Raw genomic sequence first — 26,687 nt, 5'->3', positions numbered from 1 at the left:
ATCCTAACGCCGGTGTCGGGAGGAGCGCAGCGGGTGAACGGGGCTCAGGCGGCGGTGGCGGCCGACAGGGACTTGGCGAAGTCGAGCACGTGGCGGACCGCCTCGGGACCGTCGGCGGCCTCGCTGACCCTGAGAGAGAGGTCGTCGGCCGTGATCGCGCCGGTGTAGCCGTGGTCGGCTTCGCAGTTCTCGTCGCCGCAGGTGGCGGGCTCCAGGTCGACGTGGGAGATGGCGCCCCAGCCGATGGTGAGCGTGACCTCGGTGGGCGGCACGCCCGGCACGTACGCGGCCGGGTCGGGCACGACTCGGGTGACCGCCACCGACTGCACCCGGCTGAGCCGGACGGCCTCGGTGGTGGTGGAGGCGTGCGAGGCCGAGACCCCTTCGACGGCCGGGTGCTCGTCGGTGTGGCAGACCAGCAGCCTCGCCGCCGTCAGCACCAGGACCGTGACGTGCCTGCGTACTTCCATGGCGGGATCGAAGGTGGCCTCGTGGTGGACCACGAACGCGGTCACGGCCTCCTTGCCCAGCGCGGATTCGACCGCATCGGTGACGAGGTCGGGGTAGTAGCCGCTGCGCTCTATCGCTTCACGCAGGCCCGCGGCTGAGACTCGGGTTTCCCTCATGCCTTCCATCCTGCCAGGGCCGCGCAGTGCCCTCACCCGATGGATATAACGACTTTTATCCGGACATCACGGTTCACTTACGTTGTCCCTGGCCCAGGCAATACCCACAGGACGGGGCGTCAGCCGAGTCTGCGCGGGCCGCCGTCCAGGCGTGGGCCGGCCGGGGTGCGCAGGGTGGCGCGGGCGCCGAGGATCATCACGTCGGACTCCCCCACCAGCACCTGGTCCAGGTCGAGCCTGGCCACCTCGGGCAGGTCGTTGGCCAGCCGTCCCACGCGCACCAGCAGGTCCTCCAGCGCGCCGACGGCGACCGGCGGGTAGCCGTACTCGCCGAACAGCAGCGGGGCCGCGCGCACCGAGCGCACCAGCGCGGCGGCGTCTTCACCGGTCAGCGGGGCCAGCCGGAAACCTTGGTCGAGCAGCAGCCGCGCGGTGACCTCGCCGAGCCCGAACGACACGACGGGGCCGAACGCCGGATCCTCCACCACGCCGACCACCGTGGGCACCGCAGGTTGCGGCGCCATCCGCTGCACGGCCAACTCCACCTGCTCGCCCGGTTGCCCGGCGAGCTCGGCGTAGGCGTGGCGCACCATCTCCGGGCCGGTGAGCCCCAGGCGTACGGTGCCTGCTCGGCGGGAGGCGGCGGGGTCGGCCACCTTGAGCACCACCGGCCAGCCGAGCCGGTCGGCGGCGCGCACCGCCTCGTCGGGCGAGCGCACGACCTCGGCAGGCCAGACCGTGAGCCCGTAGCAGGACAGCAGTTCCGCGGCGTCGAGCCGGACCGGCGGCCCCTGCTCGGCGAACGCGGCCCCGCCCGGCTCGGCCGGGGCCTTGCCCGGCTCCGCCGGGGCCGCCGCGGCCAGGGTGTCGAGCACGAGCGTCCTGGCCCGCTGGGTGTCGATGCCCGCCAGCTCCGGTGGCGCGGCCGCGGGCCGGGCGCGCCAGGTGGCGTACCTTACGACGTGGGCCAGCGCCCTGACCGCCTCCTCGGGCGCGGCGTAGGAGGGGATCGAGCCGCGCGCGGGCCCGCCCGTGCCGTCCGCGACCCGCAGGTGCCGATGCATGCCCAGATGGCCTTCGAACGTGGCGAGCACCGGCTTGGCCGACCGCCCCTGGTCCTGCGCGCCCGAGACGCGCAGCAGCTCGGCGGCCACCTCCTCGGCCCCGCCCGGGATCGGCGGCATGTAGATCACCACCGCCGCGTCGACCTCGGCCGCGGCCAGTTCCCCGGCCAGCGCCGCGCCGAACTCGGCCGCGCCCGCCGCCGGGCCCAGGTTCACCGGGGCGCGGGGTTCGAGCCCGGCGGCCACGCACGCGTCGGCGGCCAGCAGCCCGAGCGCGTCGGAGTTGGTCACCAGCGCCACCCGCGGCCCGGCCGGCAGCGGCTGGTAGGCCAGCAGCTGGCCGACGTCGAAGAGCTGGATGAGGTCGTGCACCCGGATCAGCCCCGCCTGGGCGAACAGCGAGCTGATCGCCGTGTCGGGCAGCCCCAGCTCCTCGGCCGAGTGCCCGGACGGCGTGCCGCCGCTCTTGACCACCACGATCGGCTTGCTGCGCGCGATGCGCCTGGCCAGCCGGGTGAACTTGCGCGGATTACCCAGGGACTCCAGGTAGAGCAGGATCACCTCGGTCGGGTCGTCCTCCTCCCAGTACTGGAGCAGGTCGTTGCCCGAGACGTCGGCCCGGTTGCCCGCCGAGACGAACGCGGAGATGCCCATGCCGCGCTGGGCCACCCGCTGCAGCAGGGCGGTGCCGAGCGCGCCCGACTGGCTGAAGAAGCCGACCCGGCCGCGACCGGGCACGGTGGCGGCGAGCGTGGCGTTCAGCTTGATCGCCGGGTCGGTGTTGGCGATGCCCAGGCAGTTGGGGCCGACCACGCGCAGGCCGTGCGCGCGGGCGATGCGGGCCAGCTCGTCTTGCCTGGCCCGGCCCTCCGCACCGGTCTCGCCGAAGCCGGAGGAGACCACGACCAGGCCGTGCACGCCTTTCTCCGCGCACTCCTCGACCACCCCGCGCACGCTCTCGGCCGGGACGGCGACCACGGCCAGGTCGACCTCGCCGTCGATCGCGGTCACGCTCGGATAGGCGCGTACGCCGGCCACCGCGCGCACCTCGCGGTGCACCGGGTAGACCGGTCCGGTGAAGTCGGCGGCCAGCAGGTTGCGGAGCACGGTCTGGCCGACGCCGCCCGGCTCGCGCGACGCGCCGATGACGGCCACCGAGCCCGGCGCCAGCAGCCTGGCGATCGACCTGGCCTCCGCCCGGTGCTCGCGGGACGTCGTCACCTCGGCGGAGGTCTCGGTGGGCGTGAGGTCGAGCGTCATGCGGACGACGCCGTCCTCGAAGCTGCTCTGCGCGGTGTAGCCGGCCTGGCGCAGCAGGCCCATCATGCGCATGTTGGCCGGCAGGACGTCGGCGACGAACCGCTCGATGCCGCGCTCGCGGGCGGTGGCGGCCAGGTGTTCGAGCAGGATGGAGGCCACGCCCCGGCCCTGGTGCGCGTCCTCGACCAGGAAGGCGACCTCGGCCTCGCCCGGCTCGACCCGGTCGTAGCGGATCACCGCGACCATCTCGGCGCCGAGGGTGGCGATCAGCGCGACCCGGTTGACGTAGTCGACGTTGGTGAAGCGTTCCACTTCCTTGTCGGACAGCCGGGGACGCGGGCCGAAGAAGCGGAAGTAGATGGATTCGTCGGACAGGCGGGAGTAGAAGGATCGGAGGCGATCGGCGTCCGCGGGCCTGATCGGACGTACGTGCGCCGTGCCGCCGTCGGCCAGGACGACGTCGGCCTCCCAGTGAGCCGGATACTGAGCCTCCACAGTCCCGAGCGTAAACCCGCATCTCACATGACAAGACCTGTGGGGGTCGTTGGACAACGCTTGTGCATCGACTGCGGCCCGGTGTCCTGGGTCAGCCCCACGAACAGCCCCGAAGCTGTTAGTTTTGCCCTGGCCCGGCTCTTAGAGCTGCTCGTTCTGAAGGATGCAAGGTGGTGGCATCATGACGCGGGTCGTCGTGGTGGGCGATCTCATGACCGACGCGGTCGCGCGCGCCCGTTATGCGCTCGCCAGGGCGAGCGACACGCCCGCGATCGTCACCATGCATGGTGGCGGGTCCGGTGCGAACATCGCGTCCTGGCTGGCCGTGGAAGGCGCCGAGGTGGCCTTCATCGGGCGCAGGGGCGCCGACATCACCGGCCGCAACCGAGACATGGAGCTGATGGGCTACGGCGTCGACGCCCGGCTCGTCATGGATCCCGAGCGGCCCACCGGCACCTGCGTGGTGCTGGTCACGCACAAGGGCGAGCGGACCATGCTGTCCGACCCGGGGGCGAACGCCGCGCTGTCTCCTGAAGACCTGCCGCGCGACCTGTTCACCTCGGGCACGCACCTGCACCTGTCGGGCTACACGCTGATCAACGAGGGCTCGCGCGAAGCGGGCCTGGCCGCGCTCGAGATGGCCAGGCGCAACGGCATGTCGATCTCGGTCGACTGCGCCTCGTCCGCGCCGCTGGAGCGCACCGGGGCCGAGCCGTTCCTGGAGTGGACCAACGGCGTCAAGCTGCTGTTCGCCAACGCCGACCAGGCGAAGGTGCTGACCGGGCGCGACGACGCCGAGGCCGCGGCCAAGGTGCTCACCGCCTGGTTCCCGCAGGTCGTCATCAAGATGAACGCCGAAGGCGCGCTCTGGTACAGCAACGGCCGTCCCGAGCCGGTGCGGGCCGCCGCCGAGCCGGTCGACAAGATCGTCGACGGCACGGGCGCGGGCGACGCGTTCTGCGCCGGCTTCCTGCCCTCGTGGCTCGAAGGCAAGCCGCCGGCCGAGTCGCTGGCCTCCGGCTGCCGGCTGGCGGCCAAGGCGATCATGCACCTGGGCGCCCGCCCGCCGTTCTGACGGCCGATCCCGCCGCCCCGGGTTACGCGGGAAGCGGTTGCTCGGGGACGGCCGGCTGCGGGCGCGCTTCGGCGAGGTCGTGGGCCGACCTGGCCAGCCAGACCACCGTCAGCCCTTCCGCGGCCAGCACGGCCTCGCCGTAGACGTCTCCCAGGCCCCGGAAGGCCACCCCGAGAACCACCGGCAGCACGAACGACGCGATGCCGTACCCGACGGTGGCCCGGCGCCAGCGGTCGTCGCGCCACTGCACCCGCAGGATGAGCACCATCCAGGCCAGGGCCGCCAGACCGACGACCAGCAGGAAGCCGCCGGGCAGGATGCCGAAGCCGCCAGGGGCGTCGAGCACCCTGTTGATCGTCATGCCGCCGAATCCCACCGCGCCCAGGAGCTGCAGGCCGCCGGCGTGCTTCATGCGGCGGCTCAGCACCGGCTGGAACAGCAGGACGACCACCCACATCGTCAGGCTGTCGACCGCCGCCCACCAGGGCCAGAACGGCAAGAGCGCGAACAGCGCCCAGGCCCCGGCCGCCGCGTAGAGCGCCAGGCGCAGCCGCCGCTCCGGCCGGTCGAGCTCGGGCGCGGGCCCGGCCAGCGGCCCGCGCAGGCTCTGCCACAGGATCCAGGCCCACACCAGGCCGGCCGCCCCCAGGGCGAGCACGTGCGGCCAGGACGGCGTGGCGCCTTCGGCCATCTCGCCGAACACCGTCAGCCGCCACAGCAGATCGAGCCCGCCGCCGCTCAGGGCGAGGCCGGCCGCGACGGCCAGCGCGACGAGGTAGAGGACGGTGACGACCAGCGCGGGCACGCCCGCACGATGACGACGGAGCACGACACTTCCTGGGGGGAGAGAAGGGGCACCATGTGGCCCGGGCCTCGGGGCCCGGTGGAGTTACGCGTGGCTGTGGTCAGGTGGTGGTGGCCAGGGCCAGGGGCAGCACGGCCGGTGCGCCGGCGTGCCTGACCAGGGCGGTGGCCAGCGTCATCGTCCAGCCCGTGTCGACGCGGTCGTCGACCAGCAGCACGGGACCGCCGCACGCGGCGATCGCCGCGCCGAGCTCCCTGGGCATCGCCAGCGTTCCCCTGATCGCCTGCACCCGCTTGGCGCTGTTGAACTGCTGCCCCGGCGAGCCCACGCGGTAGCCCAGCTCGCCCAGGTAGGTCAGCCGGCCCACCTGGGCCAGCCGCTCGGCGAACCCGCGCACCAGCAGAGGCCGGGTGGCGGACGGCACGTTCACCACGGCCACCGGCCGCTCGCGCCACTCCCACGAGGCCAGCACCTGGACGACGGCCTTGAACATGTCGTCGGGCATCGGCGCGTCTGGGGCGTTGAACAGCTCGCGCAGCCGGTTGCCCCAGCCGATGTCGGTCAGCCGGCCGAGCGCGCGCCCCGGCTCGGCGCCCAGCTCGGGTTTGATGCGGCCGGACAGGTCGGACAGGCCGGTCGGCCACTGCTTGCGCGCGTCGACCTCGACGCCCGGCCTGCTCAGCCGCTCGCGCGCGGTCTCGACGGCCTGGGCGGCGATCTCCGGCGAGCGGTGCCTGCCGGTGCAGTTGTCGCAGCGGCCGCAGGGGGTGGCCGCGTCGTCGTCGAGGTGCCTGCGCAGGTACTGCTCGCGGCACTCGGTGGTGGTGAGGTAGGCGAGCATGGCGTCTTGCTCGGCCTTGCGCTCGGCGGCGATGCGGGTGTAGCGCTCGGTGTCGTACTCCCAGGGCTCGCCGGTGGCCTCCCAGCCGCCCTTGACGCGACGCACGGCGCCGTCGACGTCGAGCACCTTGAGCATCATCTCCAGGCGGCTGCGGCTGAGGTCGACGGCCGTTTCGAGCGCCGGGGTGGACATGACGCCGCGCTCGGCCAGCGTGTCGAGCGTGGCGCGGACGACGGGCTCGGGCGGGAAGGCCAGCGAGGCGAAGTACGCCCAGATGTCGCGGTCTTCGGTGCCGGGCAGCAGGATCACCTCGGCCCGTTCGACGCCGCGCCCGGCCCGGCCGACCTGCTGGTAGTAGGCCACCGGCGACTGCGGGGCGCCCACGTGCACGACGAAGCCGAGGTCGGGCTTGTCGAAGCCCATGCCGAGCGCGCTGGTGGCGACCAGCGCCTTGATCTTGTTGTTGAGCAGCGCCTCTTCGGCCGCGAGCCGTTCGGCCGGGTCGGTCTGGCCGGAGTAGGCGGCCACCTCCAGCCCCTGCTCGCGCAGGTAGCCGGCGATCTCGTGGGCGGCGGCGACGGTCAGCGTGTAGACGATGCCGGAGCCGGGCAGCTCGCGCAGCGTCTGGGCGAGCCAGGCCAGCCGCTGCTCGGCACTGGGCAGGCGGACCACGCTCAGGTGCAGGCTCTCGCGCTCCAGCGCGCCGCGCAGGACGAGGGCGTCGCCGGCCAGCTGCTCGGCCACGTCGCGGGTGACGCGGGCGTTGGCGGTGGCGGTGGTGGCCAGGACCGGGATGCCGGGCGGCAGTTCCTCGAACAGCGTGGCCAGCCGCCGGTAGTCGGGCCTGAAGTCGTGGCCCCAGTCGGAGATGCAGTGTGCCTCGTCGACGACCACCAGGCCGGCGCTCTCGGCCAGCTCGGGCAGCACGTTGTCGCGGAAGTCGGGGTTGTTCAACCGCTCGGGGCTGACCAGCAGGACGTCGACCAGCCCGTCGGCGACCTGGCCGTAGATCTCCTCCCACGCCTCGGGGTTGGCGGAGTTGATCGTGACGGCCCTGATCCCGGCCCGCTCGGCGGCGGCGATCTGGTTGCGCATCAGCGCGAGCAGCGGCGAGACGATGACCGTCGGCCCTTCGCCGAGCTCGCGCAGCAGCGCGGTGGCCACGAAGTAGACCGCGGACTTGCCCCAGCCGGTGCGCTGCACGACCAGCACCCTGCGCCGGTCGATCACCAGCGCCTCGATGGCGGACCACTGGTCTTCGCGGAGCCTGGCGTGGTCGCCCGCCAGCGCCCGCAGCCGCTCTTCGGCCTCTTCGCGCAGCATCGCGGCATCCGGGGCTTCAATCATGTGCTCCTTGTTACCAGGTTTCACCGACGGTTTCGCACGCGTCTCCGCTCCGGTCGCGTCTTGCTCACCCTGAGCGGAACCCCGCGGGCGGGCCGGCCGTTGTCCATGCAGGACCGCACAGGGGAGTGTCGATGACGCAGGTCTTACTCGCGCCCGTCGTTCCAGGTGCCGCGCGTGGCCGCGCGGCGCCCCACCGTCTACGCACCATCGCCCGCGTCCTTCTCGCCGCCATGATCATGGTGACGACCGGCTGCCAGGGGTCGGACGTGCAGGCGTCCTACCGCCCCGCCTTCCTGCCGGTCAAGCTGGAATGGGGGCCGGCGGGCTGGAAGGTGACCGGCGAGAGCACGCTGGTCACACCGCTCGGGGTGTTCTCGATCGGGGCGCATTACACGTTGACGGAGCCGGGGGACGACGTCCTCCACGTCATACTCCGCGACGCCCGCCGAGACCCCGGCAATCCGAACATCACCGGCTACGACCACATCTACCGGGTCAAGACCGGCGAGGGACGGTTCAGGGCCGTGGTGAACGGCACGGCCGTGATCGAGGTCGTCGACCGTCAGATCCTCATCGACGTCACCAGGGGAGACGTCCAGACCGTCGAGTTCACCGGCGGCGGGCAGCCGGTGGCCCAGCAGCGCACGGCCACGTTCGGGGACAAGTGGCAGGAGTACTGGGACTCCTGCTTCTACTCCCCCATGGCGCTGTCGCGCTGGGCCTACGACGACTCCACCATGGACAGCTGGTTCGGGCTCGGGTTCGTCTGGTTCCTGGTGCGGCTGCTGCTGGCCATCGTCCTGGGCGTGGTGGACGTGGCGCTGACCGTCGGCTGTTTCCTGGCCGCCGTGGCGTACACGCTGGCCGGGCCGACGGCGCGCAACATCATGTACGGGCTCGAAGCGCTGATCGCGTCCTTCGTCTGCCTGGTCCTGTGGGCGGTCCGGCCGTGACGACCGCTACCGGTCGGCGTGCTCGGGGAAGGCGTTGATCGTCACCCGGTGCATGCGCCGGCGCTCGGTGTAGTCGGCCACCGCGTAGTGCTGGGTCGGGCGGTTGTCCCAGAAGGCCAGCGTGCCCGGCCGCCAGCGGAGCCTGAGCTGGTATTCGGGGGACCTGATGTGGTCGATCAGCAACGGCAGCAGCGCCTCGTTCTCGCGGTCGGACAGCCCGACGAACCTGGTGGTCGACGCGCGGTTGACGAACAGCGCCTTCCTGCCCGTCTCCGCGTGCACGCGCACCACCGGACGCTCGATCGGCGGCCACTTGGCCTGGATCTCGGCCAGGTCGAACGGGTGACCCTTCGAGATGGCCTTCTTCATCGACATCGTGATGTCGTGCACCGCGGTCAGCTCGTCGCACAGCCGCTGCATCGGCGGCGAGAGCGTCTCGTAGGCCAGGTACGTGTTGGCCCAGCAGGTGTCGCCGCCGACGCCGGGCAGTTGCACGCAGCGCAGCAGCGATCCCATGGGCGGCGTGGGCTCGAAGGTGTTGTCGCTGTGCCACTCGTCGCCGCCCTCGCCCTTGGGGTCGGTCTGGTCGAGCACATGGATGGGGCTGCCCGAGTCCTTCTTGAACGCCGGATGGTTGAGCGTGCCGAAGTTCAGCGCGAACTGCAGGTGCTGCTCGTCGTCGATGTGCTGGTCGCGGAAGAACAGCACCAGGTGCTTGAGCCAGCCTTGACGCAGGGTCGCGGCGTCCTCCTGCGAGAGGGGTTTGCGCAGATCGACCCCGGTGACTTCGGCGCCGATGTGCTTGGTCACGGGATGAAACTCGATCATGACGCCTCCGGGGACGGGTTCTCGTCCCCAGCAACGTAAAGCCCAAGCAATTGCTTGGTCAAGAGCTTCGGACGCCGGTGACGCGCCCGCGGATCCGGGATTAGCCGGACAAGACGCCGTTGAAGTCGCGGGCACTCTCGTCTCTTCGGCACAATGTTCGACATGGCCCGACGTACGACTGCACCCCCGCCAGAGGATTTCGAGGAGCGGATCGTCGACATCGACGTCTCCTCGGAGATGCGCACGAGCTTCCTGGAGTACGCCTACTCGGTGATCTACCAGCGGGCACTGCCCGACGCTCGCGACGGACTGAAGCCGGTGCAGCGGCGCATCCTCTACTCGATGAGCGAGATGGGCCTGCGCCCCGACCGCGGGCACGTCAAGTGCTCCCGCGTCGTCGGCGACGTGATGGGCAAGCTGCACCCGCACGGCGACAGCGCGATCTACGACGCGCTGGTGCGGCTCGCGCAGCCGTTCTCCATGCGGCTGCCGCTGGTCGACGGGCACGGCAACTTCGGCTCCCCCGACGACCTGCCGGCCGCCATGCGTTACACCGAGGCCAGGCTGGCCCCGGCCGCCATGCTCATGGTGGAGTCGCTCGACGAGGACACCGTCGACTTCAAGCCCAACTACGACGGCCAGGAGACCGAGCCGGTCGTCGTGCCGTCGGCGTTCCCCAACCTGCTGGTCAACGGCACCAGCGGCATCGCGGTCGGCATGGCCACCAACATGGCGCCGCACAACCTCACCGAGGTCGTGGCGGCCGCCAGGCACCTGATCAAGAAGCCCGACGCCACGCTCGACGACCTCATGAAGTTCGTCCCCGGCCCCGACCTGCCGACCGGCGGCACGATCATCGGCCTGCAGGGCGTGCGCGACGCGTACGAGAGCGGGCGCGGCACCTTCCGCATGCGCGCCAAGTGCACGGTCGAGCAGATCACCCCGCGCCGCAAGGGCATCATCGTCACCGAGCTGCCCTACAACGTCGGCCCCGAGCGCGTGGTCACCAAGATCAAAGAGCTGGTGACCAGCAAGAAGCTGCAGGGCATCGCCGACCTGAAAGACCTCACCGACCGGCACAAGGGCCTGCGCCTGGTCATCGAGATCAAGAACGGCTTCATCCCCGAGGCCGTGCTGGAGGAGCTCTACCGGCTGACGCCGATGGAGGAGACCTTCGGCATCAACAACGTGGCGCTGGTCGACGGCGAGCCGCGCACGCTGGGCCTGCGCGAGCTGCTGCAGGTCTACGTCGGCCACCGGCTCGAGGTCGTGCGGCGCAGGTCCGAGTTCCGGCGGCGCAAGCGCGAGGAGCGCCTGCACCTGGTCGACGGCCTGATCATCGCGCTGCTCAACATCGACGAGGTCATCCAGATCATCCGCTCGTCCGAAGACTCCGGCCACGCCCGCGTGCGCCTGATGGACATCTTCGACCTGAGCGAGATCCAGGCCTCCTACATCCTCGACACGCCGCTGCGCCGGCTCACCAAGTTCGACAAGCTCGAACTCGACAGGGAGAAGCAGACGCTGAGCGACGAGATCGCGGCGCTGACCGAGATCCTGTCGTCCGACGCCAAGCTGCGCCAGGTGGTCTCGGGCGAACTGGCCGACGTGGCCAAGAAATACGGCACCCCGCGCCGCACGGTGCTGCTGGAGGCGTCTGGCGCGCCGCGCACGCCGACCGTCGAGCTGCAGGTGGCCGACACGCCGTGCCTGGCGCTGCTGTCGTCGACCGGGCTGCTGGCCCGCACCGCCGACGCCGAGCCGCTGTCCGGCGAGGGCGAGCGGGCCGCGCACGACGTGCTGGTCTCGGCCGTGCGCACCACGGTCAGAGGCGAGGTCGGCGTGGTCACGTCGCAGGGCCGGCTGATCAGGGTCCAGGTCGTCGACCTGCCCACGCTGCCGCCTTCGGCCAACCCGCCGACGCTGTCGGGCGGTCATCCGGTCTCCGAGTACGTCTCGCTGCAGCCCGACGAGAAGGTGGTCGGGCTCGGCTCGCTCGACCCCGACGGCCCCGGCCTGGCCCTGGGCACGGCGCAGGGCGTGGTCAAGCGGGTGGTGCCCGAATACCCGGCCAACCGCGACGACTTCGAGGTGATCACGCTCAAGGACGGCGACACCGTGGTGGGCGCGGCCGAGCTGGAGTCCGAGTCGCACGATCTGGTGTTCATCTCCTCCGACGCGCAACTGCTGCGTTACCCGGCCTCGCTGGTGCGTCCGCAGGGCCGTCCGGCCGGCGGCATGGCGGGCATCAGGCTCGACGACGGCGCCCGGGTGATCTGGTTCGGCGTGGTCGATCCCGAGCGTCCCGCGCAGGTGGTCACGGTGGCGGGCTCGTCCACGGCGCTGCCCGGCACGCAGGTGGGCGGCGGCAAGGTGTCCGACTACGCCGAGTTCCCGCCCAAGGGGCGCGCCACGGGCGGCGTGCGGGCGCAGCGGTTCCTGAAGGGTGAGGACGAGCTGCTGCTGGCCTGGGCGGGTCCCGCGCCGGCCAAGGCGGTGTCGGCGGTGGGCAAGCCGGTGCCGCTGCCCGACGAGATCGGGCGGCGCGACGGGTCGGGCGTGCGGCTCACGCACACGATCGGCGCCGTCGGCGGCGCGCTGGGCGCGGGCCCCGAGGCCGAGAGCCCGGCGGAAGCGCCGCCCGAGGCGTAGCGCTTGCTTGTGCGCGACCGCCGCGTCACATTCCGTGGGAGGTGACGCGGCGGTCTCGCTCTCGGGGCGGATGCGGACCGTGAGCACTCCGGTTGACCCTCAGGTGGTATGAAATCGGCCCGGCTGCCGATCCCTCTGAGAGAACGCTCTCTCTGATGGGCCCATGTTCCGGACCCGGTTGTGGGCGGCCGCTGCCCTTGTCGCCTCGTTCCTCGTCGCGCCGCCCGTCCCGCCGAGCTGTTCGCCGTCACCGACTTCGAGTCCGACGGGCGGCCGTTTAGCGCGGCCGTTTAGCGCGGCCAGGGGAACGGCGGGTCGTCGACCGCGTCGCCCGCGTTCAGCGGCAACTGCGCCAGGTCCCGGAACCACGAGAACGGCAGCCGCCCGGTGTACGGCACCCGCCCGAACAGCGGATCGGCCACCCCGTCGCCCTCGCTGTTCGGCAGCCAGGCCGCCACCAGGGCCGCCATGCGCGACAGGTCGCCCACGCACCAGCGGACGCCCGCCCACGACCGGCACGACGCATCTCAGCGCCGCGCAGACCCGGTCCACGGCGGCCTGGTCGGCGGCCGACAGCTCCAACGTGCGGCCCCGGCGGCCGGCGTCGCCGACGCCCTCGGCGTACCCCGGCCCGGTCGACCCGCTGACCCGCCGAGACCGAAACGGGGCCGAGAGCGAAACCGAGGCCGGCTCCTTAGACCTTGGGCCGACCCCTCAGACCGGGGGCGGTTTTGGGGGCGGCCCCTGGGGCGGGCCGTCCGCCCCGGGGTCAGGGCTCTCTGCAGAGGCAGAACGTGTGGCCCGCGGGGTCGAGGAAGACGCGGAAGCTGTCGTCCTCGCTGGGCTGGTGCTCGTGCTTGGTGGCGCCGATCTCCAGAACCTGAAGCTCGGCCCGGTCGAGGTCGTCCACGGTCACGTCGATGTGCAGTTGCTGCGGACGGTCCGGCTTAGGCCAGTCCGGCGGCTGGTAGTCCTCGGCGAGCTGGAACGCCAGCCTGGCCGGCGGGCCGTCCTGGGTGACGACGACCCAGTCGTCCTCGACCGAGGTGATGGGCCAGCCGACGAGCTTCGAGTAGAACTCGGCGAGCTCCAGGGGGTTGGGGCAGTCCACCACCGTTGTCCGAAATTTCGCGATACCGTCCATCGACGCTCCTCCTCAGAACAGCCGAACCTACCCGCGCGACGCCACCCAAACGCAAGCCGCAGCACCCGCCCGCGCTGGGTTTCACCCGCTAAGCGCCGGTGGTCATCGCCTGCGGGATGGCCAGGAGCAGTTCGTGGGGCTCGCCGCCCGACCAGTCACGGACGAGCCGCTCGCCCGCCTCGCCCGGATCGAACTCGTCGCATCCCAGCAGCCCGAAACACCCGGCCTCGTCGAGCCGGATGATCAGCGGATCATCCTCGGGCAGGTCGGCCGCGTAAGCGGCGGCGTCGAGGAGCGCCAGGGCGGAGCGGGCGTTCCGGTCGTCGTCGTTGGGCTCCACCCGGTCGAGTCGGCGCCAGGCCGCGGCACGGAAGTACGCGGCCAGCGAAGCAGACCTACTCACGACATCTCTCTTCAGTCGCGTACAGCTGGCTACGACATCATCACTCATGGTGAGCTTCGATCGTGGGAGGTTGGCCAGGACCCGCCTGTCGCCACCCCGGAAACCATCAGGAAATCTGCATGCGGGATCATCTGACACATGAGTGCGTTCGACGACCTGTATGCCGCCAACGCGAAGTACGCCAAGAAGTTCGGCGATTCCGGCCTGACCGGCCGCGCCGCCCGCGGCCTGGCCGTGGTGACCTGTATGGACTCCCGGATCGACCCGCTCGGCCTGCTCGGGCTCAAAGCCGGCGACGCCAAGATCCTCAGAAACGCGGGCGCCAGGGTGACGGACGACGTCCTGCGTACCCTGGTGCTGGCCGTCTACCTGCTGGGCGTGGAGCGCGTCCTGGTCATGCCGCACACCGACTGCGGCATGTCCAAGGTCAGCGACGCCGACGTGCACGCCCTCACGAGCGAGCGCGGCGTCGACACCCGCAGCCTGGAGTTCCACACGGTTCCCGACCAGAACGAAGCGCTCCGGCACGACCTGACCCGCATCCGCACGACCCCGTTCCTGCCGGAGGACATGCCGATCGCCGGCGCCATCTACGACGTGCACTCGGGCCGCCTGCTCCCCGTCCAAGCCTGAACCACAGGCAAGCCTGAACACGCCTGAACCGCGGGCCGGCGCCTCGACGTGAGGTGCCGGCCGTCCCCCTCTGCGGGGGCGAGGCGATCAGACCGCCGTCGGCGTGGCGCGGTCAGGCGTCGATGTGGTCGCGGTCGACCTCGGCCGCGCTGTTCACGATGAACTCGCGCCGCGGCGCCACGTCGCTGCCCATGAGCAGGCTGAAGATGCCCTCGGCCGCCTCGGCGTCCTCGATGCGCACCCGGCGCAGGATGCGGTGCCTGGGGTCCATGGTGGTCTCCGCGAGCTGGTCGGCGTCCATCTCGCCCAGACCCTTGTAGCGCTGCACCGGGTCCTTCCAGCGCTTGCCGCGGCGCTCCAGGTCGCGCAGCACCTTCTGCAGCTCGGCGTCGGAGTAGCAGTAGATGTACTTGTCCTTGCCCTTGCCGGGGTTGGTCAGCTCGATGCGGTGCAGCGGCGGCACCGCGGCGAAGACCCGCCCGGCCTCGACCATGGGACGCATGTAGCGGTGGAAGAGGGTGAGCAGCAGGCAGCGGATGTGGGCGCCGTCGACGTCGGCGTCGGCCATCAGGATGACCTTGCCGTAGCGGGCCGCCTCGATGTCGAACGACCGGCCGGAGCCGGCGCCGACCACCTGGATGATGGCGGCGCACTCGGCGTTCTTGAGCATGTCGCTCACGGACGCCTTCTGCACGTTCAGGATCTTGCCCCGGATCGGCAGCAGCGCCTGGAACTCCGAGTCGCGGGCGAGCTTGGCGGTGCCCAGGGCGGAGTCACCCTCGACGATGAACAGCTCGCTGCGGTCGACGCCCTCGCTGCGGCAGTCGACCAGCTTGGCGGGCAGCGCGGAGCTCTCCAGCGCGCTCTTGCGCCGCTGGTTGTCGCGGTGTTCACGGGCCGCGATGCGCGCCTTGGCGGCGGCCACGATCTTCTCCAGCACCGCGCGCAGCTGCTGCTTGAAGCCGCGCGGCGGGTTGGCGAACAGCTCCTTGAGCTCGCGGGAGACCACGTGGGAGACGATGCGGGTGGCCGCGGACGTGCCCAGGATCTCCTTGGTCTGGCCCTCGAACTGCGGCTCGGGCACCCGCACGGTGACCACGCCGGTGAGGCCTTCGAGGATGTCGTCTTTGGTGACCGGGTCGTCGCCGTTCTTGAGCAGCCGGGTCTCGCGCAGCTGCTCGTTGATCGTGCGGATCAGGCCGCGCTCGAAGCCGGTGAGGTGGGTGCCGCCCTTGGGGGTGGCGATCACGTTCACGAACGAGCGGACGGTGGACTCGTAGCCCTTGCCCCAGCGCAGCGCCACGTCGACGGTCAGCTCGCGCTGCACCTCGGTGGGCGTCATGTGGCCCTGGTCGTCGAGGACGGGGACGGTCTCGTGGAAGTGGCCGACGCCCTGCAGGCGCAGCACCTCGCAGACGGCCTCGTCGCGGGCCAGGAACTCGGTGAACTCGGAGATGCCGCCGTCGAAGTGGAACTCGTCCTCGATGCGCTCTTCGTGCCTGCTGTCGTAGACGACCAGGGTCAGGCCGGGCACCAGGAACGCGGTCTGCCGCAGGCGCACGTGGATCTCGTCGAGCGAGACCTCGGCGTCGGGCAGGAAGATCTGCTTGTCGGCCCAGAAGCGCACGCGGGTGCCGGTGACGCGCTTGGGCAGCTTGCGGCCGTGGCGCAGCCCGGACTTCTTCTTGAACTTGGCCGTGGGCCCGTCGCCGTCGAACACGCCGGGCACGCCGCGGCGGAAGCTGATCTCGTGGACGAGGCCGTCGCGGTCGACCTCGATGTCGAGGCGCGCGGACAGGGCGTTGACCACGGAGGCGCCGACGCCGTGCAGACCGCCGGAGGCGCCGTAGGAGCCGCCGCCGAACTTTCCGCCGGCGTGCAGCTTGGTGTAGACGAGCTCGACACCGGCCAGGCCGCTCTTGGGCTCGACGTCGACCGGGATGCCGCGGCCGTTGTCGCGCACCTCGATGGAGCCGTCGGCGTAGAGCTCGACCTCGATGCGGTCGCAGTGCCCCGCCAGCGCCTCGTCGACGCCGTTGTCGACGATCTCCCAGAGGCAGTGCATGAGCCCGCGACTGTCGGTCGACCCGATGTACATGCCCGGGCGCTTGCGTACGGCCTCAAGGCCCTCGAGCACCGACAGGTGACGAGCTGTGTAACCCGCCTCCACTAGCGTCACTCCAGCTCCCCTGGTCTAGTCATCGAACACGTGTGCGTAGCCTACCGTTTCTTCCCCTACGCACGCGTACAAGCTTGCCATGGCGTCACGTTTGCCGTTACCAACCGGCTGATCGTCATTACTTTCGGACACATTCCGCTCTGGGCGTAGAGACCTGGTGATTGGGAACGTCCAGGTCCGGTTAGATGTTGTTCCAAGTGACTGACGCCAGATCCTCGCTCCGGCGAGGGTGACCCGAAAGGCGATACGTGACTGGAGCTCTCGCCCCCGTTAAGCCGCTGACGGCCCTCGACCGCTGCGACCGCTGCGGCGCCCAGGCCTACATTCGCGCGACCCTGCCCGTGGGTGGGGAGCTGTTGTTCTGCGCTCACCATGGGCGTCAGCACATCGCAGCGTTGCGCGAAAAGGGCGCCGACATCCTGGACGAGTCGGCTCGACTCAGCGAAACCCCTTCTGTTGCCCCCAACGACGAGCGCTGACGCGCTCGCGTGATGAGATAACCACATAGCGTCAACGCGAACGGCGATTCCGGCATGCCCGGGATCGCCGTTCGCGTTCCCGTAATCATCCGATTATTTCACCCGGTAGTGGTATCGCCCGGCGAGCTCGAAGCCCTCGGCCCGGTACAACGCCTGGGCCCCCAGGTTGGGCGCCGTCGTCACCAGGTACGCCGAGCGCGCCCCCGCGTGCCGTACCAGCGCCCGCAGCACGCTCCTGGCCAGGCCGCGCCGCCGCGCCTGAGGCCGGGTGGCCATGCAGTAGATCCCCAGCGTGTCCCCCTGCGCCACGGCCCGGCCGACGGCCAGGGTCTCGCCGTTCTCCTCGACCGCCGCGTACCAGGCCGGCACGCCGGTGCAGATGCGTTCCGCCTCCTCGATGCCGGCGCCGAACCTGCCGTCCACCGCCCACCACGTCTCCAGCCACGACTCCCACGGCCGGTCCTCCACACGTACCAAGTGATCAGGGGTGCCCGCGGGCGCGCCGGCCATGATGACGGTGGGGTCGACCAGCTCGTAGCCGCGCCGCGCCAGCTCCTCGTCCAGCCCGGCGGGCGTGCCTGGGCCGAGCGAGAACGCCGTGCGCTGCCCGCGCTCGCCGTAGAAACGCTCGGCGGCGGCGACGGCCGCGTCGAGATCGGCGGGTTCGCTCAGGGCCAGGACGCTGTTGGCCCGCTTGGTGACGCCCCCGGCGTAACGCAGGACCCAGCCGTCGTGGGACCGCTGCTCGTACGCGGGCCAAGCCTGGTGCACAAGAAGGTCGAAATTCACCCGCCGCAGCCTAGCTGACCTGCACCGCAGGAGGTTTGGCCGACCTTTCCCCGTTAAGTCGCACGGCGCGAGGGAAAGGCGGCACCATGTCCCGATTAGCTCCGGCGCTGGCCGGAATCCTCCTGCTGAGCGCGTGCGGCGGCGTGGGCGGAGGCGGCGGCCCGAGCGCGGCCCAGTCGCTGTCCACCATGGGCTTCGGCCTCCCCGACGAGATCGCCACGGTACGCGTGGACGCCTTCGAACGGGCCAACCCCGGCGTCGCGCTCCGCATGAACGAGGGCGCGTTCGACGAGCAGGCGTTCCTGTCGGCGATCGCCGCGGGCAACCCGCCCGACGTGGTGTACCTGGGCCGCGACCGCATCGGCAGCTACGCCGCCAGAGGCGCGATCCAGCCCCTGGACGACTGCCTGGCCAGGGAGTCCATCCCCACCGGCGACTTCTATCCGGCCGCCAGGCAGCAGGTCAGGTACGACGGCAGGTGGTTCGCCCTGCCGGAGTTCTACAACTCGGTCGTCCTGATCGTGAACAACAAGGCCGCCAGGGAGGCGGGCGTCGACCCGGCGAGCATCGACACCTCCGACTGGGACGCCCTGGCGAGCCTGGCGAAGAAGCTGACCAAGATCGAGGACGGCAAGGTCCGCCGCTTCGGCCTCCACCCCAAACTGCCGGAGTTCCTGCCGCTGTGGGCCAAGGCCAACGGCGCCGACCTGCTGTCCGCCGACGGCCGCACGCCCCGTCTCACCGATCCCAAGGTCGTCGAGGCGCTGACGTACGCCGCCGGCCTGGTCGAGTCGCAGGGCGGCTGGCGCCGGCTCAAGGCGTTCACCGACACGTTCGACTACTTCGGCGAGGCCAACCCGTTCGTCAAGGACCAGCTCGGCGCGATGCTCAGCGAGCAGTTCGTGATCAGCGCGATGGCCGGCAGCAGCCCGGACGCCGACATCACCGTGCTCCCCGTCAAGGACCGCGCGGGCAACCCGATCAACTACGTCGGCGGCAACGCCTGGGTGGTGCCCAAGGGCGCGGCGAACCCCGCCATGGCGTGCAGGTGGATCAAGACGATGACCGCCGCCGACACCTGGATCGCCGCGGCCAAGGCCAGGCAGGCCAAGCGCACCCAGGAGAACAAGGTGAACATCGGCACCTACACCGGAAACGCCAGGGCCGACGAGGTCATCTTCGGCCAGATCGTCCGGCCCAGCGGGCGCAAGCCGTTCGACGACGCGGTCAAGACGATCAGGTCGGTGTGGGGCGCCGGGTTCTCGGTGCCGCAGACGGCGGCGTCCGCGGAGTTCAGGAGCGCCTGGGAGAACGCGGTGAGCCGGGTGCTGACCGGCCGCCAGGAGCTGCGGGCCGCGCTGGAGCAGGCCCAGTCGGAGTCGCGGGCGGCCATCGCCAAGGCCACCTCGTGACCGCCGGCTCCACGCGCTGGGGGTACGTGTTCCTGCTCCCCTGGCTCATCGGCCTGGTGCTCTTCCAGCTCGGGCCGATGCTGGCCAGCCTGGTGCTGTCGTTCACCCACTACGACCTGATCGGCGGGGCGGGCTTCGCCGGGCTGGACAACTACCGGCGCATGCTGGAGGACCCGAAGGTGGCGCTGGCCGTCGGCAACACCGCCTTCTACACGGCCCTGCACGTGCCGCTGGCCATCGGGCTGGCGCTGGTGCTCGCGCTGATGCTCGACCGGCTCGGCGGGCGCGGCGCCGGCTTCTTCCGCACGGTCTTCTACCTGCCGTCGATGACGCCGTACGTGGCCGTCGGGGTGCTGTTCCTGTTCCTGCTGAACGGCCAGGCCGGGATGGTGAACCAGTTCCTCGGCCTGTTCGGGGTCGAGGGCCCGCACTGGACCAGCGACCCGGACTGGATCCTGCCCGGCATCGTGCTCATGTCGCTGTGGAACCTGGGCTCGACCACGATCATCCTGTTCGCCGCCCTGCGCGACGTGCCGCGAGAGCTGGTCGAGGCGGCCAGGATCGACGGCGCGGGCCGGTTCCGGCTGTTCCTGCACATCACGCTGCCGATGATCAGCCCGGCGCTGTTCTTCGTCGTGATCATCAACACGATCACCTCGTTGCAGCTGTTCGACCAGGTCTACGCCATGTTCTTCGGCAACCAGCTCACCCAGGAGTCCTCGGGCGACGCGGCGCTGTTCTACGTCGTCTACCTGTTCCAGCAGGCGTTCCAGTTCCTGCGGATGGGATACGCCTCGGCGCTGGCGTGGGGGTTGTTCCTGGTGATCGCGCTGGTCACGGTGGTGCAGTGGCGGGTGGGCAACCGCCTGGTGCACTACGAGGAGCGGCCGTGACGGCCCGGCGGACGTTCTTCGCCGTCATGCTCGCGGCGGCCTCGGCGGTGTTCCTGTATCCGTTCGTGTGGCTGGTCGTGGCCTCGCTGAAGCCGCGCGCCCACACCTTCTCCGACCCGTTCACGCCGTGGCCCTCGCCGTTCGCGCCGGAGAACTACGTCTCGGTCTGGCAGGCCGCGCCGATGCTGGTGTGGCTGTTCAACAGCCTGGTGGTGGGGCTGGCCGCGGCGGCGGCCGTGACGCTGTCGAGCGCGTTCGTGGCCTTCGGCTTCGCCTACTTCCGCTTCCCCGGCCGCAACCTGCTCTTCGCCAGTGTGCTGGGCACGATGATGCTGCCGGGCGCGGTCACGCTGGTGCCCACGTTCCTGGTGTGGAACGCGCTCGGCCTCACCGGCACGCAGGTGCCGCTCTGGGCGGCCAACCTGTTCGGCTCGGCCTTCTACATCTTCCTGCTGCGCCAGTTCCTGCTGAGCGTCCCGCGCTACGTGTTCGAGGCGGCCAGGGTGGACGGGGCCACCTACCTGGACCTGTTCTGGCGGATCGCGCTCCCGCTGTCGAGACCGGCGCTGATCATCGCGTTCGTCTTCGAGCTGAAGGCGAGCTGGTTCGACCTCATGAAACCCCTCATCTACCTGCAGGACCCGGCGCTGTACACGCTGCCCAGAGGCCTGAAGGCGATCGTCGACCGGTTCTACCAGGGCGGCGACCCGAAGTGGGAGATCGTGCTCGCCGCGAGCGTCATCACCACCGTGCCGCTGATCGTCGTCTTCTTCCTCGGCCAGCGCCACTTCGTCCGCGGCATCGCCACCACCGGGCAGCGGTGAACCAGCCGTCTGCCTGGACTTATAGGCTTGCTGGTCGTGCTGATCCTGTTGCCGCCGTCCGAGGGGAAGGCCACCGAAGGGGACGGGCCTCCCGTCTCGTCTCTGTCGTTCCCCAAGCTGGACAGGCACCGTAAGCGTGTCATGAGCGCGCTCGTCCGGGCGTCCAAGCGCCGCGACGCCCTCGACGTCCTGGGCCTGACGCCCGGCCTGGCGGGCGAACTGGCCAAGAACGCGGCGCTGAAGACCGCACCCACGCTCCCCGCCGCCGACCTCTACACCGGCGTCCTGTACGACAATCTCGGCCTGAACACCCTGGAGGACGACGCCAGGAGGCGGGCCGAGGAGAGCGTCCTGATCTTCTCGGGCCTGTGGGGCGTCCTGAGGGTCACGGACCGGGTTCCGCCTTACCGGTTGTCCATGGGGGTCAACCTGCCGCCGCTGGGCGCTCTGGCGGCCTTCTGGCGGCCGTTGATCGCCAAGGAGCTCGACGGGGTGCCTGGGTTGGTGGTGGACCTGCGGTCGGCCACGTACGCGGGGGCCTGGCAGCCGGGCGAACGGTCGGTGGGGGTGCGGGTGTTCAAGGGCGGCAAGGTGGTCAGCCACATGGCCAAGGCCACCCGGGGCGAGATCGCCCGCGCGCTGCTGCGGTCGGGCGCCGAGCCCGGGTCGCCGGAGGAACTGGCCAAACTCCTCGCCGACCTGGGCTACGCCGTGACGCTCACGCCCCCGGCCCGCGCCGGCCGCCCCTGGACCCTGGACATCGCCCTCCCCTGACCTCTCCCGGGCCGGGGTGCGTGCCCGCCTGGGCCTCGGGTCCCACGTGGTGGGCGTGCCACGACGGCGGCAGGCCACTCCCCCAGGCGTCCGCCCGGCTTCCCGTCCTGCGGCCTGCGGGTGTCCTGCGGCGTGCAGCAGCCCGGACCCGCATCGGCGCCTTCGAGGCCGGGCGCGGCGAAACGCAACCCAGGCCCAGGGCCCGTGAAACGGCGGGACCCCGGGCCGCCCGTGAGGGCGACGCCGGGGTCCCGGACGTACGAACCGATCAGACCGAACAGGCGATCAGTCGAGGTAGTCGCGCAGTACCTGCGACCGCGACGGGTGCCGCAGCTTCGACATGGTCTTCGACTCGATCTGCCGGATGCGCTCGCGCGTCACCCCGTAGACCTTGCCGATCTCGTCGAGCGTCTTCGGCTGGCCGTCGGTGAGGCCGAAGCGCATGGACACCACGCCCGCCTCGCGCTCCGACAGCGTGTCGAGGACCGAGTGCAGCTGCTCCTGCAGCAGCGTGAAGCTGACCGCGTCGGCCGGGACGATGGCCTCGGAGTCCTCGATGAGGTCGCCGAACTCGCTGTCGCCCTCCTCACCCAGCGGGGTGTGCAGCGAGATGGGCTCGCGCCCGTACTTCTGGACCTCGACCACCTTCTCGGGGGTCATGTCCAGCTCACGGGCGAGCTCTTCCGGCGTGGGCTCGCGGCCGAGGTCCTGCAGCATCTGCCGCTGGACGCGGGCCAGCTTGTTGATCACTTCGACCATGTGGACCGGGATGCGGATGGTCCGCGCCTGGTCGGCCATGGCACGCGTGATCGCCTGCCGGATCCACCACGTGGCGTAGGTGGAGAACTTGTAGCCCTTGGTGTAGTCGAACTTCTCCACCGCGCGGATCAGGCCCAGGTTGCCCTCCTGGATCAGGTCCAGGAAGAGCATGCCGCGGCCGGTGTAGCGCTTGGCCAGCGAGACCACCAGGCGGAGGTTGGCCTCCAGCAGGTGGTTCTTGGCCCGGCGGCCGTCTTCGGCGATCCATTCGAGTTCGGCGCGGACGTCGACGGGCAGGCTGTCGGCCTCGCCGCCGCCCAGCTGCTCCTCGGCGAACAGGCCGGCCTCGATGCGCTTGGCCAGCTCGACCTCCTGCTCGGCGTTGAGCAGGGGGACCTTGCCGATCTGCTTGAGATAGTCCTTGACCGGGTCGGCGGTGGCGCCGGCGGCGGCGACCTGCGCGACCGGGGCGTCATCGTCGTCGTCGGAGAGGATGAGGACTTCGTCCTCGCTCTTCTCCACGGCGGCCATGTCGGCGGCCTTGGGCTCGTCGTCGTCGGACTCGGAGTCGTCGCTTTCGGTGTCGCCCTCGGCCACGATCTCGTCGTCGTCGACTTCGAGGTCTTCGAGGTCCTCCAGCTCCACGTCGCCGTCGAGCTCGATGTCGTCATCGTCGTCGGACGACTTGGGGCCCTCGGTGCCCTTGGGCTTGGTCTCGGCAGGCCCAGCGTTGTCTGGCTTGGCCTTCTTGGCGGCGGCGGGTGCCGCGGCCTTCTTCGCCGCGGGAGCGGCCTTCTTGGCTGGGGCCGCCTTCTTGGCGGCCGGCTCGGCTTCGGCGGTGCCCACGACCGCGGTCACGGTCTCGGGCTGCTGCTCTTTGGCGGCCGCCGCCGTCTTGGTCTTGACGGGGGCGGCGGTCTGGCGCTTTGCTGAACCTCGAGGCTTCTTCTTCGGCGCAGCCGAATCCGCGGCGGTCACCACCACGGTCACGCCCTCTTTGCTGAGGTTCCGCAAGAACGCGGCGGCGTGCGACATGGGGATGTCCGCCTCCTCGAAGGCCTGACGGACATCCTCAGACTCGAGGAAACCCTGCGAGCGCCCACGCTCGAGCAGTCGCTGAATGACGGGCTCGTTCAGCTCTTGTGGCTTCGAGCGAGTCGAACTTGCAGGCGACACGAACACCTCTCGAACGAACGCGTGGCGACAATGGACCCAGATGCCCGCTGGGGGGCTGATGCCTCTCTCGGAGATCGGTGAGGCCGTGCGGACCGCGACAGGCCTGCACAGCATTGTGGCACGACCTCGCACTCCATACGGCCACCTCCCGGCGGTTGACCTCCACCCTAGGCCGACCCAGACAGTAGTGCGTACGTAAGGGCGGCACTGATACCCGAAAGCAACCCTTATGACTGTTTCATTCAGTCACTCTTCGTGGCCGGCGGAACGTGAATCGCGAGCGCGGTAACGTCATCATCCTGTTCATATCCCGACAACATCCGGTCAACCAGGAAGTCCAGCAGCATGTGCGGACTACTCACCACCTCAGGTGGCGCTTCGGTCACAACACTGCAAAGCTCCGCGAGTCCGGCATCCAGTCCGCGCTTCCTGTTCTCCACGAGTCCGTCGGAGTAGAGCACGGCGGTATGGCCGGGCGGCACCACGAACCGGAACTGCCTTCGGCTGGTCGGCCAGCCCAGCGGAGTGCCCGGCTCGGCGTCGCAGAGGATCGCCGTGCCCTGCGGAGAGACCAGCACGGGCGGCGGGTGGCCGGCCAGCGCCAGCGTGCCCTCGCCGGTGACGGGCTCGACGACCATGTACGCCAGCGTCGTGACCTGCTCTTCCTCCTCGGTGGCCTCGAAGACCCGGTCGAGCCCGGTCAGCACGGCCGCGGGCGGCGGGTTGGTCAGCGCCAGCGCCCGCATGGCGTTGCGGATGCGGCCCATGCCGGCGGCCGCCTTGACGCCCTTGCCCATGACGTCGCCCACGACGGCCGCCACGCGCCCGTCCTGCAGGACGAACGCGTCGTACCAGTCGCCGCCGACCTGCACGTGGCGGCTGCCCGAGCGGAAGCGCTGGGCCAGCACCAGGCCCTTGACCACGGGCAGGCGGTCGGGCAGCAGGCTGCGCTGCAGGGTCTCGGCGGTGCGGTGCTCGCGCTCGAACAGCGTGGCCCGCTCGACGGCGAGCGCGCACTGCCCGGCCAGCGCCTCCAGGAAGACGCCGTCCTCCTGGGAGATCTTCTGCGGTCTGGTGAACGAGAAGCGCAGCGCGCCGAGCGCCCGCCCGGCCGCCAGCAGGGGCAGGCCCACCCAGGCCCGCTCGTCGCTGCCCGCCAGGTAGTTGGCCAGCACCTCCTCGTCGCCGCCCGCCTCCAGGAGCTGCGACTTCAGGCTGTCCGGCGACTCGGCGAAGACCGGTCTGCGGCTGTTGACCGCGATCGTCATCACGCTGGACGACTGCAGCGGGATCTCCTCGCCCGACGCGCCGGACGCCTCGGGGATGCCTTCGCCGTTGACCAGCTTGAGCGCGGCGCGGTCGGTGTCGAGCAGCGCGACGGCCGAACGGTCGGCGGCCAGCGCGGTGCGGCCCACGTCGATGATGACCTGCACCACCTGCTCGACCGTGAGCGCCTCGGCCAGCAGCGCGGTGGCGCCCTGCAGCCTGGCGGTGCGCAGGGCGGCGGCGCCGAGCTGGTCGGTCAGCCTGCCGCGCATCTCCTCGGCCTCGCGCTGCGGCGTGACGTCGGTGTTCGCGCCGACCCACTCGACCACCCTGCCGTGCCTGATGATCGGCACGGCGCGCACCTCGAAGTGCCGGTAGCCGCTGGCCCGGGTGCGGACCCGGTAGTTCCACTCGAACATGGTCCGGCCGCGCAGCGCCTCGCGCCACGCCTCCTCGGTGTGCTGGCGCTCCTCGGGGTGCACGACGTCGAGCCAGCCGTTGGCCAGGTATTCCTCCAGGCCCTGGCCGGTGATGGCGCGCCACTGGGCGGCGTCCTCGGTCACCGCGCCGGTGGGCGAGGTGATCCAGACGAGCTGGGACTGCGCCTCGACCAGCGAGCGGTAGCGCTCCTCGCTGCGCCGCAGCGCCTCCTCGGTCTGGCTGCGCTCGGTGACGTCGAGGCCGACGAGCGCGATCGCGCGCAGCTCGCCGGCGTCGTCGTGGACCGGCGAGAACGACAGCGACCAGTGCCGCGTGTCGCCCTCGGCGGAGCGCACGCGGACGCGGCCCTCGGTGACCGGGGCGTCGCTCTCCATGACGGCCTGGGCCGCGTGGGTCATGATCTGGCCCAGGTCGGCGGCGAGCGCCTCGACCGGCGTGCGCCCGACCAGCCGGTCGGCGGGCACGTTGACGACGTCGCTGAACACGTCGTTGACCCGCTGGATGCGGCCATCGGCGTCAAAGAACGCGAAGGCGAACTCCGCCTCCGACAGCAGGCCCTTGATGAGGGCGGAGTCTGAGATGTCCACATCCGACTCCCGGGGACGGGGAACGGAGGTCTCGGCGCTCATGGTCGGCACCTCCGTCGCGTGCCAGGGTCTCCCACGCGGCACATCTCCATAACTGTGTATCGGCGTAGCGCAGCTCCGGGCGACCGGATTCTGCAGTACATCATCGGCGATGGGCAGGTGCGGAAGGAAGCCCCTGCCGCCGCCCTGTCGTCAGCGTTGTCGTCAACGTGGTCGTCAACACTGTCGTCAACGCGGTCGTCCTCGCCTTGTCGCCTGAGCTGATCATTGGGGTGAACGCATCCTGTCAAAGTCGCTCCACGTCGCGCAGCAAGATCAGGCTACTGCGCCCGCTATCGGGCCTTGGCCGCCTTCTTGGCCTCCTGCTTGGCGGCCCTGACGCGCCCCAGGCTGTCGGTGTCGACCACGTCGGCGACCGAACGGAAGGACCCTTCCTCGCCGTAGGGACCCGCGGCCTCCCGCCAGCCTGTCGGCTCGACCCCCAGCTGCTTGCCCAGCAATGCCAAAAAGATCTGGGCCTTCTGCTTGCCGTATCCCGGCAGGGCCATGAGTCGTTTCAGCAACTCTTTGCCGTCGGCGGCCTCGGTCCAGATCAGCTCCGGCTTACCGTCGTACTGTTCGACCAGGTACGCAGCCAGTTGCTGGACGCGGGCCGCCATGGACTTCGGATAGCGGTGCACGGCCGGCTTCTCGGCGAGCAGTGCGGCGAACGCCTCGGGGTCGTAGGAGGCGATCTCCTCGGCGGTGAGGTCGTGACCGAGGCGCTGCGAGATGGTGTGCGGGCCCGTGAACGCCCACTCCATCGGGATCTGCTGATCGAGCAGCATGCCGACGAGCAGGGCGAGCGGGCTGCGGCCGAGCAACTCGTCGGCCTCGCTCCGCTGGGCGAGCTGGATGCGCATGGGAACAGCTTCGCACGAAAGCCCTCCGGGAGAGCGAATCGTGAAGTGAACACAGGCTCTTCGGAGGGTTGACACGCGCC

At 70.6% G+C, this 26,687-nt stretch carries 22 protein-coding genes; 9 read left to right on the top strand and 13 right to left on the bottom strand.

Annotated features, from left to right (window positions below; translation table 11 throughout):
* Positions 1 to 44: 44 nt before the first annotated feature.
* Positions 45 to 626, bottom strand: a complete 582-nt coding sequence (locus tag HII36_RS04425; protein ID WP_173521729.1) for a DUF5998 family protein — start codon at positions 624 to 626, stop codon at positions 45 to 47.
* A 119-nt stretch (positions 627 to 745) separates the two neighbouring features.
* Entirely contained in the window at positions 746 to 3,445 is a 2,700-nt protein-coding gene (locus HII36_RS04420) for a GNAT family N-acetyltransferase (RefSeq protein ID WP_328807588.1), read from the bottom strand.
* Between the two features lie 181 nt (positions 3,446 to 3,626).
* Here HII36_RS04420 and HII36_RS04415 point away from each other — a divergent pair, with 181 nt between their 5' ends.
* The gene (locus HII36_RS04415) at positions 3,627 to 4,520 is read left to right on the top strand and encodes a carbohydrate kinase family protein (RefSeq protein ID WP_173521727.1); all 894 of its coding nucleotides are present in this window, start codon (positions 3,627 to 3,629) and stop codon (positions 4,518 to 4,520) included.
* Positions 4,521 to 4,542: 22 nt separating this feature from the next.
* Here the strand turns inward: HII36_RS04415 and HII36_RS04410 are convergent, their stop codons facing one another.
* Together HII36_RS04410 and HII36_RS04405 are read right to left on the bottom strand one after the other, a co-directional pair.
* Positions 4,543 to 5,349, bottom strand: a complete 807-nt coding sequence (locus HII36_RS04410; protein WP_173521726.1) for a hypothetical protein — start codon at positions 5,347 to 5,349, stop codon at positions 4,543 to 4,545.
* A 76-nt stretch (positions 5,350 to 5,425) separates the two neighbouring features.
* A complete protein-coding gene (locus HII36_RS04405; protein WP_236003189.1) occupies positions 5,426 to 7,513 on the bottom strand; it encodes a RecQ family ATP-dependent DNA helicase in 2,088 nt (695 codons plus the stop codon).
* A gap of 131 nt (positions 7,514 to 7,644) precedes the next feature.
* Here HII36_RS04405 and HII36_RS04400 point away from each other — a divergent pair, with 131 nt between their 5' ends.
* Positions 7,645 to 8,466, top strand: a complete 822-nt coding sequence (locus HII36_RS04400; protein ID WP_173521725.1) for a hypothetical protein — start codon at positions 7,645 to 7,647, stop codon at positions 8,464 to 8,466.
* Positions 8,467 to 8,472: 6 nt separating this feature from the next.
* On the opposite strand, the gene HII36_RS04395 is transcribed toward HII36_RS04400, so the two are convergent.
* Complete coding sequence (locus HII36_RS04395; RefSeq protein ID WP_173521724.1) at positions 8,473 to 9,294, bottom strand: TauD/TfdA dioxygenase family protein; 822 nt, start codon at positions 9,292 to 9,294, stop codon at positions 8,473 to 8,475.
* A gap of 162 nt (positions 9,295 to 9,456) precedes the next feature.
* On the opposite strand from HII36_RS04395, the gene HII36_RS04390 reads away from it, so the two are divergent.
* Entirely contained in the window at positions 9,457 to 11,946 is a 2,490-nt protein-coding gene (locus HII36_RS04390) for a DNA gyrase/topoisomerase IV subunit A (protein ID WP_173521723.1), read from the top strand.
* A gap of 290 nt (positions 11,947 to 12,236) precedes the next feature.
* Here HII36_RS04390 and HII36_RS55525 read toward each other — a convergent pair whose 3' ends face one another.
* The 3 genes from HII36_RS55525 to HII36_RS04375 form a co-directional block, all read right to left on the bottom strand.
* Positions 12,237 to 12,416 carry a glycoside hydrolase family 3 C-terminal domain-containing protein gene (locus HII36_RS55525; protein ID WP_217369152.1) on the bottom strand — a complete coding sequence of 60 codons (180 nt, stop codon included), beginning with the start codon at positions 12,414 to 12,416 and terminating at the stop codon, positions 12,237 to 12,239.
* A gap of 299 nt (positions 12,417 to 12,715) precedes the next feature.
* Complete coding sequence (locus tag HII36_RS04380) at positions 12,716 to 13,090, bottom strand: VOC family protein (protein ID WP_173521722.1); 375 nt, start codon at positions 13,088 to 13,090, stop codon at positions 12,716 to 12,718.
* Positions 13,091 to 13,178: 88 nt separating this feature from the next.
* The gene (locus HII36_RS04375; RefSeq protein WP_173521721.1) at positions 13,179 to 13,493 is read right to left on the bottom strand and encodes a hypothetical protein; all 315 of its coding nucleotides are present in this window, start codon (positions 13,491 to 13,493) and stop codon (positions 13,179 to 13,181) included.
* 138 nt (positions 13,494 to 13,631) lie between these two features.
* On the opposite strand from HII36_RS04375, the gene HII36_RS04370 reads away from it, so the two are divergent.
* A complete protein-coding gene (locus HII36_RS04370; protein ID WP_173521720.1) occupies positions 13,632 to 14,126 on the top strand; it encodes a beta-class carbonic anhydrase in 495 nt (164 codons plus the stop codon).
* 112 nt (positions 14,127 to 14,238) lie between these two features.
* Here the strand turns inward: HII36_RS04370 and HII36_RS04365 are convergent, their stop codons facing one another.
* Positions 14,239 to 16,305 (bottom strand): DNA gyrase/topoisomerase IV subunit B, encoded by a 2,067-nt coding sequence (locus HII36_RS04365; RefSeq protein WP_173521719.1) that lies wholly within the window; start codon positions 16,303 to 16,305, stop codon positions 14,239 to 14,241.
* A 248-nt stretch (positions 16,306 to 16,553) separates the two neighbouring features.
* On the opposite strand from HII36_RS04365, the gene HII36_RS56325 reads away from it, so the two are divergent.
* A complete protein-coding gene (locus HII36_RS56325) occupies positions 16,554 to 16,784 on the top strand; it encodes a DUF7455 domain-containing protein (RefSeq protein WP_328807587.1) in 231 nt (76 codons plus the stop codon).
* A 93-nt stretch (positions 16,785 to 16,877) separates the two neighbouring features.
* Here HII36_RS56325 and HII36_RS58545 read toward each other — a convergent pair whose 3' ends face one another.
* Positions 16,878 to 17,573, bottom strand: a complete 696-nt coding sequence (locus HII36_RS58545; RefSeq protein ID WP_328807586.1) for a GNAT family N-acetyltransferase — start codon at positions 17,571 to 17,573, stop codon at positions 16,878 to 16,880.
* Positions 17,574 to 17,659: 86 nt separating this feature from the next.
* On the opposite strand from HII36_RS58545, the gene HII36_RS04355 reads away from it, so the two are divergent.
* Genes HII36_RS04355 through HII36_RS04340 form a run of 4 tightly spaced genes read left to right on the top strand, consistent with a single transcriptional unit; the run spans position 17,660 to position 21,476 of the window.
* The gene (locus HII36_RS04355; protein ID WP_173521718.1) at positions 17,660 to 18,985 is read left to right on the top strand and encodes an ABC transporter substrate-binding protein; all 1,326 of its coding nucleotides are present in this window, start codon (positions 17,660 to 17,662) and stop codon (positions 18,983 to 18,985) included.
* On the top strand, positions 18,982 to 19,878 hold the full coding sequence (locus tag HII36_RS04350; RefSeq protein WP_217369150.1) for a carbohydrate ABC transporter permease: 897 nt from the start codon (positions 18,982 to 18,984) through the stop codon (positions 19,876 to 19,878). The genes HII36_RS04355 and HII36_RS04350 overlap by 4 nt, the downstream gene beginning before the upstream one ends.
* Positions 19,875 to 20,702, top strand: a complete 828-nt coding sequence (locus HII36_RS04345; protein WP_217369149.1) for a carbohydrate ABC transporter permease — start codon at positions 19,875 to 19,877, stop codon at positions 20,700 to 20,702. The genes HII36_RS04350 and HII36_RS04345 overlap by 4 nt, the downstream gene beginning before the upstream one ends.
* Positions 20,703 to 20,738: 36 nt before the next feature.
* On the top strand, positions 20,739 to 21,476 hold the full coding sequence (locus HII36_RS04340; RefSeq protein WP_173521717.1) for a YaaA family protein: 738 nt from the start codon (positions 20,739 to 20,741) through the stop codon (positions 21,474 to 21,476).
* A 285-nt stretch (positions 21,477 to 21,761) separates the two neighbouring features.
* On the opposite strand, the gene HII36_RS04335 is transcribed toward HII36_RS04340, so the two are convergent.
* The 3 genes from HII36_RS04335 to HII36_RS04325 all read right to left on the bottom strand — a co-directional run bounded on the left by HII36_RS04335 (position 21,762) and on the right by HII36_RS04325 (position 26,607).
* Positions 21,762 to 23,411: an RNA polymerase sigma factor gene (locus HII36_RS04335; protein WP_173521716.1), complete on the bottom strand. Its 1,650-nt coding sequence runs from the start codon at positions 23,409 to 23,411 to the stop codon at positions 21,762 to 21,764.
* Positions 23,412 to 23,653: 242 nt separating this feature from the next.
* Positions 23,654 to 25,747, bottom strand: coding sequence for a SpoIIE family protein phosphatase (locus HII36_RS04330; RefSeq protein WP_173521715.1), 2,094 nt, complete (start codon positions 25,745 to 25,747; stop codon positions 23,654 to 23,656).
* Positions 25,748 to 26,037: 290 nt separating this feature from the next.
* Positions 26,038 to 26,607, bottom strand: a complete 570-nt coding sequence (locus tag HII36_RS04325) for an HhH-GPD-type base excision DNA repair protein (protein WP_173521714.1) — start codon at positions 26,605 to 26,607, stop codon at positions 26,038 to 26,040.
* Positions 26,608 to 26,687: the final 80 nt, after the last annotated feature.

This window comes from Nonomuraea antri (assembly GCF_013283785.1).
GTDB lineage: Bacteria > Actinomycetota > Actinomycetes > Streptosporangiales > Streptosporangiaceae > Nonomuraea > Nonomuraea antri.
The sequence above is the reverse complement of the archived record's forward strand: the minus strand, read 5'-3'. Positions and strand labels throughout refer to the sequence as shown.

Excerpts from the sequence above, each read along its gene's own strand:
- HII36_RS04425 (WP_173521729.1), bottom strand. The coding sequence starts at position 626 with ATGAGGGAAACCCGAGTCTCAGCCGCGGGCCTGCGTGAAGCGATAGAG.
- HII36_RS04415 (WP_173521727.1), top strand. The coding sequence starts at position 3,627 with ATGACGCGGGTCGTCGTGGTGGGCGATCTCATGACCGACGCGGTCGCG.
- HII36_RS04405 (WP_236003189.1), bottom strand. The coding sequence starts at position 7,513 with ATGATTGAAGCCCCGGATGCCGCGATGCTGCGCGAAGAGGCCGAAGAG.
- HII36_RS04400 (WP_173521725.1), top strand. The coding sequence starts at position 7,645 with ATGACGCAGGTCTTACTCGCGCCCGTCGTTCCAGGTGCCGCGCGTGGC.
- HII36_RS04395 (WP_173521724.1), bottom strand. The coding sequence starts at position 9,294 with ATGATCGAGTTTCATCCCGTGACCAAGCACATCGGCGCCGAAGTCACC.
- HII36_RS04390 (WP_173521723.1), top strand. The coding sequence starts at position 9,457 with ATGGCCCGACGTACGACTGCACCCCCGCCAGAGGATTTCGAGGAGCGG.
- HII36_RS55525 (WP_217369152.1), bottom strand. The coding sequence starts at position 12,416 with ATGGCGGCCCTGGTGGCGGCCTGGCTGCCGAACAGCGAGGGCGACGGG.
- HII36_RS04380 (WP_173521722.1), bottom strand. The coding sequence starts at position 13,090 with ATGGACGGTATCGCGAAATTTCGGACAACGGTGGTGGACTGCCCCAAC.
- HII36_RS04370 (WP_173521720.1), top strand. The coding sequence starts at position 13,632 with ATGAGTGCGTTCGACGACCTGTATGCCGCCAACGCGAAGTACGCCAAG.
- HII36_RS04355 (WP_173521718.1), top strand. The coding sequence starts at position 17,660 with ATGTCCCGATTAGCTCCGGCGCTGGCCGGAATCCTCCTGCTGAGCGCG.
- HII36_RS04330 (WP_173521715.1), bottom strand. The coding sequence starts at position 25,747 with ATGAGCGCCGAGACCTCCGTTCCCCGTCCCCGGGAGTCGGATGTGGAC.
- HII36_RS04325 (WP_173521714.1), bottom strand. The coding sequence starts at position 26,607 with ATGCGCATCCAGCTCGCCCAGCGGAGCGAGGCCGACGAGTTGCTCGGC.